The 9,708-nt window shown below is 36.1% G+C and carries 8 protein-coding genes and 1 pseudogene; 6 read left to right on the top strand and 3 right to left on the bottom strand.

Annotation, left to right across the window (positions count from 1 at the left end; genetic code table 11):
* Positions 1-1,193 (bottom strand): DUF4912 domain-containing protein (locus D5R40_RS14535; protein WP_124154808.1); only part of this gene is annotated, 1,193 nt, incomplete at its 3' end.
* Between the two features lie 1,856 nt (positions 1,194-3,049).
* On the opposite strand from D5R40_RS14535, the gene D5R40_RS37040 reads away from it, so the two are divergent.
* From D5R40_RS37040 to D5R40_RS14505, 6 genes are all read left to right on the top strand, one after another.
* Positions 3,050-3,229 (top strand): hypothetical protein, encoded by a 180-nt coding sequence (locus tag D5R40_RS37040; protein ID WP_192901178.1) that lies wholly within the window; start codon positions 3,050-3,052, stop codon positions 3,227-3,229.
* An 805-nt stretch (positions 3,230-4,034) separates the two neighbouring features.
* Positions 4,035-4,157, top strand: a complete 123-nt coding sequence (locus D5R40_RS14520; protein WP_124146637.1) for a DUF4277 domain-containing protein — start codon at positions 4,035-4,037, stop codon at positions 4,155-4,157.
* Complete coding sequence (locus D5R40_RS42640) at positions 4,147-4,266, top strand: DUF4277 domain-containing protein (RefSeq protein ID WP_124146638.1); 120 nt, start codon at positions 4,147-4,149, stop codon at positions 4,264-4,266. The genes D5R40_RS14520 and D5R40_RS42640 overlap by 11 nt, the downstream gene beginning before the upstream one ends.
* Before the next feature lie 213 nt (positions 4,267-4,479).
* Entirely contained in the window at positions 4,480-4,929 is a 450-nt protein-coding gene (locus D5R40_RS14510) for an IS1634 family transposase (RefSeq protein ID WP_124146639.1), read from the top strand.
* A 489-nt stretch (positions 4,930-5,418) separates the two neighbouring features.
* A complete protein-coding gene (locus tag D5R40_RS35250; protein WP_161564659.1) occupies positions 5,419-5,583 on the top strand; it encodes a hypothetical protein in 165 nt (54 codons plus the stop codon).
* A gap of 28 nt (positions 5,584-5,611) precedes the next feature.
* Positions 5,612-5,932 carry a hypothetical protein gene (locus tag D5R40_RS14505; RefSeq protein WP_124146640.1) on the top strand — a complete coding sequence of 107 codons (321 nt, stop codon included), beginning with the start codon at positions 5,612-5,614 and terminating at the stop codon, positions 5,930-5,932.
* Positions 5,933-6,235: 303 nt separating this feature from the next.
* Here D5R40_RS14505 and D5R40_RS39600 read toward each other — a convergent pair.
* Both D5R40_RS39600 and D5R40_RS14490 read right to left on the bottom strand, forming a co-directional pair.
* Positions 6,236-6,325 (bottom strand): annotated as a pseudogene (locus tag D5R40_RS39600) (hypothetical protein); the annotation flags it as partial.
* Between the two features lie 796 nt (positions 6,326-7,121).
* Positions 7,122-9,491: an IMS domain-containing protein gene (locus D5R40_RS14490; RefSeq protein ID WP_124146641.1), complete on the bottom strand. Its 2,370-nt coding sequence runs from the start codon at positions 9,489-9,491 to the stop codon at positions 7,122-7,124.
* Positions 9,492-9,708 lie beyond the last annotated feature (217 nt).

The following is a 9,708-nucleotide window of genomic DNA, read 5'->3' as shown; positions in this document are numbered from 1 at the left end:
GAAGCAGTTAAACCGACACCAGACATGGTTTGACCTACCCCCGAAGCAGTTAAACCTACTCCTGAAGTTGTTAAACCTACACCAGACATATTGATGCCCACACCAGACATAGTTTGACCTACCCCCGAAGCAGTTAAACTCACACCAGACATAGTTTGACCTACCCCCGAAGCAGTTAAACCCACACCAGACATAGTTTGACCTACCCCCGAAGCAGTTAAACCTACACCAGACATGGTTTGACCTACCCCCGAAGCAGTTAAACCTACACCAGACATGGTTTGAGTAGCTCCAGAGATATTGCCACCAGATGACCACATCCCTACACCTGATGCCATAGTATAGGAACTGACTCCTTCTTCAATCATTTGGCCTGAACCAGGAACCATTTGAATAGAGCCAAACATAGAACCAGCAATCCTTTGATTCTCGACTTCAGCTATGCCGAACATCTCTTCATAAATATCATCGGGACGATCGTGAAAAGTAATTTTGCGACTAGCAGGAACCAGTTCCATAAAGGTTTTCCCACGTAAATCTTCATCCCAACTTACTGTAATGAATTGGTCATCAATCCAATCTGAGGGATAAACTGGTGGAATATGCACTCGCTCAGAACTAGCTAAAACTAACCACCGACCATCAGCACATCGATACCCTATTTCCACAACATAGTCGCGATCGCTTACTGGAATTGGTATGTACCATTCACGAGCTAATTCATCACAAGGATATTCCTGAATGCTGTGGGGACTTTGGTAGCTTAATTTGATGTCAGTTACATCATAGATACGCAGCGCTAACTGCTGTCCCCCCTGACGACGTAACTTTTCTTTCTGTCCATTAGGAATATCCCAATAGGCGTAGGCCCACTCTGGATCTCGTGGCATTAAAACTATTCGGCTTTTAGTATACCCATTGGGTAAATCTGTTAAACCTTCATCAATGGATGAAAGAAAATCATCATTTTTGTTTTCTTGCCCTAACTCAAATTTTTTTGCTTCCACCTCTTCTTGTGTTTCTAATGCTGAAGGTGGAGCGGATGAGGTATGGCTAATACCTTGAGCTTCCATCACTGATGCCAGTAGTTGTGCTTTACGCATTCTGCTGTAACGAGATATACCTAGCTCACTAGCGACTTTGCGTAGTTGTCTCAAAGTCATCTCTTCTAAGGGTGGACGTTCTTGAACCATTCTGTATGTTCTCCTTTTTTTTGACAGTGTTTAGTATTTCATTTCCCAAAACTTAACAGGAAATTACATCTAATTTTCTTGTTTTTTTGAAGGACTCTTTTTCCCGATCCAACAAATACTTGAAGGCTCTTAAGAGTTTCGAGATATATAGAAACGATCAGAACAGCATTTTTTTGGGATCACCGGGATCGCCTTTAAATGTATATCTTGCAGAATATTTTAGATTTGGTCAAGAGTGCTTACTTAAAGATTATGAGTATACATACGGGTTTATAGGCAATTCTGGAGTTCTAATGTTACGGTTTCTTAACATTACTGATGTTATAATAAATCATAATATTATCAATTAATAAATATATCTTATAATTATACTAAAAATTACTAATAAATATTCTGATTAAAAGTGGCAGAAGTTTGAAGCAATCCATAGATTTAATGTAGGCGTTGCATAAATGTGCTTGGGATTTTATATGATGTCCGGTTGAACAGTTATAAATAAATAACGACGGAGGAGTCAGTCCTCAGTCCTCAGTTCTCAGTCCTCAGGAGGGAAGACAGAAGAAGGAAGAAGAACAACAGGAGAAGAAGGAGAAAGTTTTTTATCACTAATTATCCGCACATGATATTAATAGTTTTGTGGAAGTGGAATGGGTATCTTGCCCGTTCCCGTTCCTGATATTTACAAAAGCAGAGTGTGGGGAGAGTGGGAAATTTGGGAGGAATAATTGTATCTGTATCTGTTCTGTGCTTGTCTGTCTTTTGTGTTAAATTTTTGGCGTTGCTGAGTGGTAATGATTTTTAGATTAAGTATCAACGCAAAACATAAGTTTTTCAATTTTACCTTCAGCTAATAGACATCTCCAAGAATAAAAAATCAATATCTATATCCCAAAGAAATTATCAATTTTTTACCCCTACAGCAAAGCTGCCTACTGCCTACTCCTTATGCGTGGTGGAGATGTCTAATTATCATTACATTTAAGCAACGCCAAATTTTTGGTAACTCCAGCTCAAAAGTAGGCACTTTTTTTCGCTCAAAAAAGGCTAAAACTTTTATATTTCAGTACTTTGATATTAGATCGGTAATCCCTAATTATTAATTATTATTTATTAATTGTTGAACCGTTCCTGATATGGCAATGAGCGCTCAGGTATTTACAATGTTCAGCTCACAGTACAGCCTGGAAAAGGTTTACAAAAAATAATGTGTAAATATGCCAGCGCACATTGCTATATTTTCACTCCTTGGCAGGATACCCACCCCACTTATATTTCCATTCGTCCCTCAGCAATGCCGATGTAATGTAAATAGGGTTTGCAGCAAAAAGTATGAGTAGTAGGGGTAGGAGACAGCTATACTGGAGACAGCTATACTGGAGGAACAGGGAATGAGCGAGGAAATGCCGATGTAATGTAAATAGGGTTTGCAGCAAAAAGTATGAGTAGTAGGGGTAGGAGACAGCTATACTGGAGACAGCTATACTGGAGGAACAGGGAATGAGCGAGGAGGTAGGAGTAAGAATTTTCCCAAGCAAGATTGTTCTGCCATAATCATCCCAAAATACTAGCTTTATGCAGTTGGTATCCACCGAAAAGCTGGTACTTTTTTAGAACAAAAAATGCTAAAAACAATATCAGTTAATGCTTTAATATTTAATCAGCAAGCCCTAAATATTTAGCTGTCAGCTATCAGCTTATTGCCTTGTAGGAGGTAAAGCTGTTCCCTAATTAATGCCGATGTAATGTAGGTATTTAGATGTCAGTTATCAGCTTATTGCCTTGTCAAGAAAGAATAGCTCAGTTGTGCTATGGATATGGAATAATATTTATAGAAACACTAAGAGAGTTATACAAGTATGGCTTCATTTTTAGATGGTGACTGTCTATCTAATTATGCTGAAAAACCCAATGATTGGAAACCATCAGGAAAAAGAATAAAGCGTCGTTTGTATAGGAGTGGTAATAATTGTTTTGTGAATGCAGACTGTAATAGACATCTCCAAAAATACTCAAACGCCTATCTTAACTATCTTTAGTGGAGCGATAGCGTAGGCTTAACCGGAGGCGACCGCTACTCATTAAAATAGTTAACTTGTACGGTTTTATGGTTATCAGAAATACTTTGTGTTACTAATCTAAATAATTGCACTTTGATTTCTTATTTTTATCTCAATTTTTTATGATTTTTACTAATATAAATTAACCTATTATTAATCGGATAATACCACATATTTTCAAGATTACTTTTTGATAATTATTATCTTTTAATCTCAATCTTTCTCTAGGAACTCCAAATATTTTAATTAATCTTATTACATGGTCTACAAATCTTCTATTTTTGGCTTTTTATTGATTTTCTTCTTTGATTTATGGTGACATTTCTTTTTTTATTGGCTTCTTTTTTGGTGTAGTTGTTCTCTCTACTCCTTCATCAGCTTTATCTCCTTGATATTTTTGTTTTTTATCAAAATTATGCTGTTGTTCTCTTAATATATTTACATCACTTACCGAATCATTAATAATTAATAATTAAATAATTCGCGCCTTGAAGCCGACTCTTTTAAGGGGGAAAAAAAGACAATCTTCCTTATATTCAATTCCGTAACGGTTTTAACCCAGATTCCGCACTTCAAAATGTAGTACAAAAATACCGTAAGAAAGCGATGTAGCTGCCGCACTTGCTCCGCCAACGCAATTAATTAAGTATTAATACTGGCATCACCAGAAAATTGAAAAATATTTTTAGTAAAAATACTGAGGTACATCAAGAACAATGCATGAGAGTTTTTATGTAAAAATTACTCCGAAAGTTGGAAAAGGTAAAAACAAGAAAAATGGAGCGTGGAAATCAAAAATTTAGACCACTTGGGGCTAGTAGCTGGAATAATTGATGAAATAGGAATAGTTGATAAAATTAATGAATTAATAGAAGAGAAAAAGACGGAGAAAATCAGTGCATCTTAATGTAGTAAAAGCCATGATTTTAAATGGTATGGGATTAGTATCGTCCCCCCTATATATATTCAAGGATTTCTTTGAAGGAAAGGCGGTGGAACATTTACGCTGGAATTGAAGTAAAAGTAGAGTATTTGAATGACGACAAATTATTGTTGAGTTTTAGACAAAATCCATGAGATTGGGTTAAATCAAATATTTGTTTTTATCGTACTAGAAATTATTAAAAAATATCAATTAAATCTAGAAACAGTTCACTTAGACTCAAGCAGTTTTCATCATCGGGTCGAATATAACAATTCAGGAGAACATCAAACCATAAAAATTACTTATGGGTATTCACTCTTACCATCGGCCAGATTTAAAACAATTTCTGATGGAATTAATCTGTACGAATGATGGAGATGTGCCTTTATGGATGAATATTTGTGACGGCAATGAATCAGATCAAAAGCAATTTGGTGGGGCGATGATAGAGCTTAAAAAACAACTGCAATTTGACAGCTTAATGGTAGCATATAGCTCCTTTTACACCCAAGAAAATCTACAAATAGTCAATAAATTGAAGTGGTCTCCTCGAGTACCATTAACAGTAAAAGCAGCTACTGTTTTAGTTAAGTCTGTGGAAAGCAACGATTTAATTATGAGTAAAATACCGGGATATAATTATGTTGAAATAAAAAAAAATTATGCAGCAGTAGAACAAAGATGGTTATTAGTTGAAAGTCAAAAAAGAAGAGAGTCAGATTTAAAAAATCTAGAGAAAAGAATTCACCCATGATGGGGAAGCTTCTCAAAAAAAACTCCGAGAATTAAAATCTCAGGAATTTGGCTGTGTTGCGGATGCAAAAAAAGCAGCCTAACGCCTTTTAAAGGTGTCTAAATACCATGAACTTACCGACTTGAAAATCATCAAGGTTAACAAGTCTAAAACTCCTAATTCCCAGGACTATAAAGGTAAGCATTTCCTGCGGAATGCTGCGCAAACAGCAGTCAGCTATCAACTATCAGCTTGATTACTTTTAAAGCATAAAAAAGCAATTTTATCAAAGCTTCAGAGTACGAATATGTGGTGGAGAATGTAGTAGAAATTAAATGAATGCTTGCTTTATTCATTAGACATCTCCAATAATCAAAAATCCAATTAATCGAATCACAGCAATTATCAATTCTTTCCCCCTCCATACCTACTCCCTATGAATGGAGGAGATATCTATTAAAAAGCTGATAGCTGACCGCTAATAGCTGTTTGCGCAGCAGTCCGCAGGAAATGCTTACCTATAAAGTAGAAGCTACAGTAGCTATTTGTGCAGAAAAAGTAAGTCTTGAAAAACGAAGTGCCGGAGGATTTATTTTGGCAACTAATGTTTTAAATTACGAAGAATTAACTGGGGAAGAAATGCTTTCTAAATACAAAGATCAGCAGTCAGTATAACGGGGTTTTCGTTTCCTATGCATACCCGATGTTTTTAACTGATAGTGTCTTTCTTAAATCTCCAAAACCCATTGAAGCTTTGGGATTAATTTGGAGAGTGTGTTTATTAGTTTATACCTTGGGACAAAGAGAACTTCGCCAAACTTTAAAAAGGATGAAAACTGGAGTTAAAAATCAGTTAGGTCGCCTCACAGATAGACCAACTCTACGATGGATATTTCAGTGTTTTCAATCGGTTCACGTCTTCTATCTTCAGGAGGTTAAACAAATATCTAATTTAACTAATGAACGATTACATTTACTTAAGTTTTTTCCCCAATCTTGTCAGGATTATTATCTCCTTATTTAAGGGCAAATTTAGTTTTTCTCGCACTTTAAAATTTTTAATAGATAGGTCTTTTTTTCCAAGAGTCAAATTTTACATAAAATTTTGGCTTCGAGGGATTTTTATTAGCTATTTGCCAACTGTTTTTTCTAATGTATCCTAATCGCGCCAATTTTTCTTGACTTTCAGTATTAATACTTAATTAATTGCGTTGGCGGAGGATGGTGATGGCAGCTACATCGCTTTCTTACGGTATTTTTGTACTACATTTTGAAGTGCGCAATGTGGGTTTTAACCTTCTTGTAATTATCAATTATCCATTATCAATTATCCATTAATGAATAGACCTTTTTCTCCTACTATTACATCTACTATTTCTTTTCCTTTTGGTGTGGTGATTATTTGATTTTTAAAAGTATGATTTTTCTTTTTCCCTGAGTAATATTTTTCTTGTTTTTTATATTCATTTGGTCTTTCTCTACCATGTTGCTGTACTGTCTACAATTAATTATAATTCTGTTAATATTTCCTAGACCCATTCCAATACCTAAAACTTTTTTTTGACTTGCTCTAATCAACTTGCTGGCAGTAATTCTCTGAGGATATCTATCCAGTCATAAAAAATATTATTAGCACGCTTATTCACTTATCTTAAAGTTTATTCCTAGTGTTTGAAAAGTTGGTACATGATGTAAATAAAATCACGTTAAAATGATTTATTCTTCCCTGGTAATGGTCTTTTTTCTGACTCCTACTGCTTTAATTAATCTTTTTTCTGTTTTGGCGATCGCGTAGCATCCCGTAGGGAATCACCTCTTTTTTTTCTGATTCTATTATTTGGGCATTTTCTATTAATTTCATTAGCTGTTCTGCTGTAATACCAATAATTCTTTTTGTTTATGAGTGGATGATTATAAATATATTCGAGCATTTGGATTCATTTTAGTGAACCCATACATAAATGGTTTTGATGATTTTACCTTATTTTCTATTTTGGAAATGTCTAATGGGGCTACAAATATCATCACCAAATGTAAGTAGAAAGCTAAGTTTAGATTTAAGCCAACTGTGTAGAGGCATCGCGGAAATTCTCCCCAAAGAATATATCTTTGGTCAGAGCTCGAATAGACGGAGCAACACGGATTTATCCTTTGCGTAGTATCTACTTAGAATCTCCGTGACTTGAGTCCGGGGAGTAGTTAAGACTTAAAAGTTATTGGAGTACATTCCAATTACGAATTTTCCATTTTCCATCTTGACGAACCAAGTCGTAACGAACAAGCAAGTTATCATTCTGAGAATTGCTTAATCTGTCATTATCATAAAACTCTACCTTTTCTCTCACTTGAGCATCCACTTGAGCTTGATTGGCATTTGTGTTACTCATATTTAAACTTTTTATGTCTAAACTATGCTCATACTTTCGATAAGAGTTCTCTCGCTTGAGAGCATTAGCTGTAGGTAACCAACGTTCCAGTGCTGGATCTACGAGAATATTTTGTAATTGCTCAGTTTGATGATTAGGACCTAGAGCTGTAGCCTTAGTATCTAACCAACTTTGAATAGCTATGCGTGCGATTTCTTCTGTAATTGGACCTGATGCTGTGAGACTGTCCTGATTAATTTCTGGAATTTCCAATGGAGGTCTATCCAATTGTACCATGGGTTTTTCCCTACCTAAACCCAAAGCATTTGCTAACCAACTAATAGTTTTAATTGCCACAAACCCAATCAATCCTATTGCTAATAATCCCAAAACTGCTATTAATATTAAACGACCAATCTTAACAGGTTCTCTTCTGGTTGATGTTCTCCGTGGACTTTGCTCAAGCATCGATTGGGGTAATTCTTTACTACCCACTGACATATTTTCATTTAACTGAGGTAAACTACTTCTACTCTTTTCTCTAACTCTCTCTGAATAGCGACTATAGCTCAAGGAATTTCCTTGTTTTTGTATATCTATAGAAGATGATTTATATGTTTCTTGAGGTGACTGATAAGAACTAGCTTCTAGTTGATTCGAAGTTCCTGTGCTAGTTGAGGCCATAGTGGCAGTAGCAGCGTTACCCACACTAGAGATACGTTTTTTTTCCAAATCTAAGGCTGAAGATTGGTCTGTTTCTTTTTGATAGAATGTCTCTTCTGTATCATGACCACGACGGGGTTGAACAACTACCCATTGATTAGTTGCTTCTGCTTCGGCAGGCAAAGCTTCTAGATAAGCTTGAACGTGCTGATCGGCAAAATAGTCTTTCAAAGAAGCTGACTTGTCAGATAAGTCGCGGAAATGTGGAAAGACTTCCTCCGTCAACCAATGTTCAGCATAGAGACACAAACCTGGTAGTAAATCTGGAGATTCTTGAGAATTTTCTTTAATAAAGGATAAAGGTTCGTGTTCCTGGCTTAGTTCTAACGATCTATTAGCCTCTTCAGTTTGTCCTAAAAGTAATGAACATACAGCTTTCTCTAAATTGACATCTTGACTTCTACCCAATTGCATCAGCATAAACTTAGCCTTACGAATTAAGGCTGGTTGTTTTTGGGCAAACCCTTGAGCTAAAAAAGTATAAACTGCCAAATATGTACCAACGGCAGAAGGACGATGAGCTTCAGACTCAAATAATTTCTTTTGTTCTGCCATGCTTAAATAGTGACGTAGCTGCTGAACAAACTTCAGAAAATCTTCAACCCCTAATCCAGATTGATCATTACCTTGACCATCAATTCCTCCTCTTTCATTCAACATATCTTGAAGAATTTCTAACCCACGGCGACGGTCTAATGCTTTTTCTTCTGGTAGTTCGACTAATTCCATTATTCTATAAGGACGTAGCTTATAGAGGTCAGCTTGTATCTCTCCTCTAATTTGGACAAATAGGTTTTCTCTTAGCAATAATCCCTGCCCTGCTTCTAAAGCTGTTGCCGCACTTTCATATTGTCCTTGTTGCCATTGCTCTCTACCTAATTCTAAATTTGCTAAAGCAACCGTTAGGGCAATATCTGGTAGAACTAATACTGGATCTCCAAAACGCCCATCTTTGACAGCAATACTATTATTGATTAGGTAGGGACGAGTCAGCTTTAAGATCAACTCATATTCTCCTAATTCCTGTAAAATTAAGAGAGCACCCACAAACTGTCTATCTTCTATTTCTATACTGGGAGTGTTAGGGTCAAACTCATGGGTAACTGGAGTTTCGCTACCGTGAGAGCTGATACCTCTTGTTAAACGCCTAGAAGCTACTTTTGGAAGGATTTCTTCTGTTTGTTGAAGTTTTGTTTCTTTTTCTTCTTCTTGTTGTACTTTTTCAAGATTTATCTCAGAACTTGGACTTACTTGTTCTAATTCCGGACCGTAGGTTTTACTCAGAAAACTGCCATCGTACGTTTGCCGTTGTTCTAGGTCAGACAGAATAGCATAAGCTTCGTCTACAAGTTGTTTGCGGGCAACTATTGTCGCCTCCGAATACTCTCTTCTCGGAAACTGCTGAGTGCGATCACGATGTGCCTGTCGTAACTGTTCGACAGTAGCCTGAATTGGTAAACCCAAAATTCGGTAATAATCTAATGGAATCCGCACAGTGCACTTCCTCAAAGGCGAGTTAATATAATTTACTATAATTAGCTTATTATGTTAGCCGATAATATCCGATATTGCTAACTAAATTTAGAAAGATTTTTGTCACTTTACCAATGTTTTCGACCACCTCTTAGCTAAAGCACGAGGAATAGTTGGAACAATAACCATTTTGAAAATATTCAAACAGAAATATTCACAATTCCCGATCATCTTTATC

This window comes from Okeania hirsuta (assembly GCF_003838195.1).
Lineage (GTDB): Bacteria > Cyanobacteriota > Cyanobacteriia > Cyanobacteriales > Microcoleaceae > Okeania > Okeania hirsuta.
This window is presented reverse-complemented; position numbering and strand designations above follow the sequence as displayed.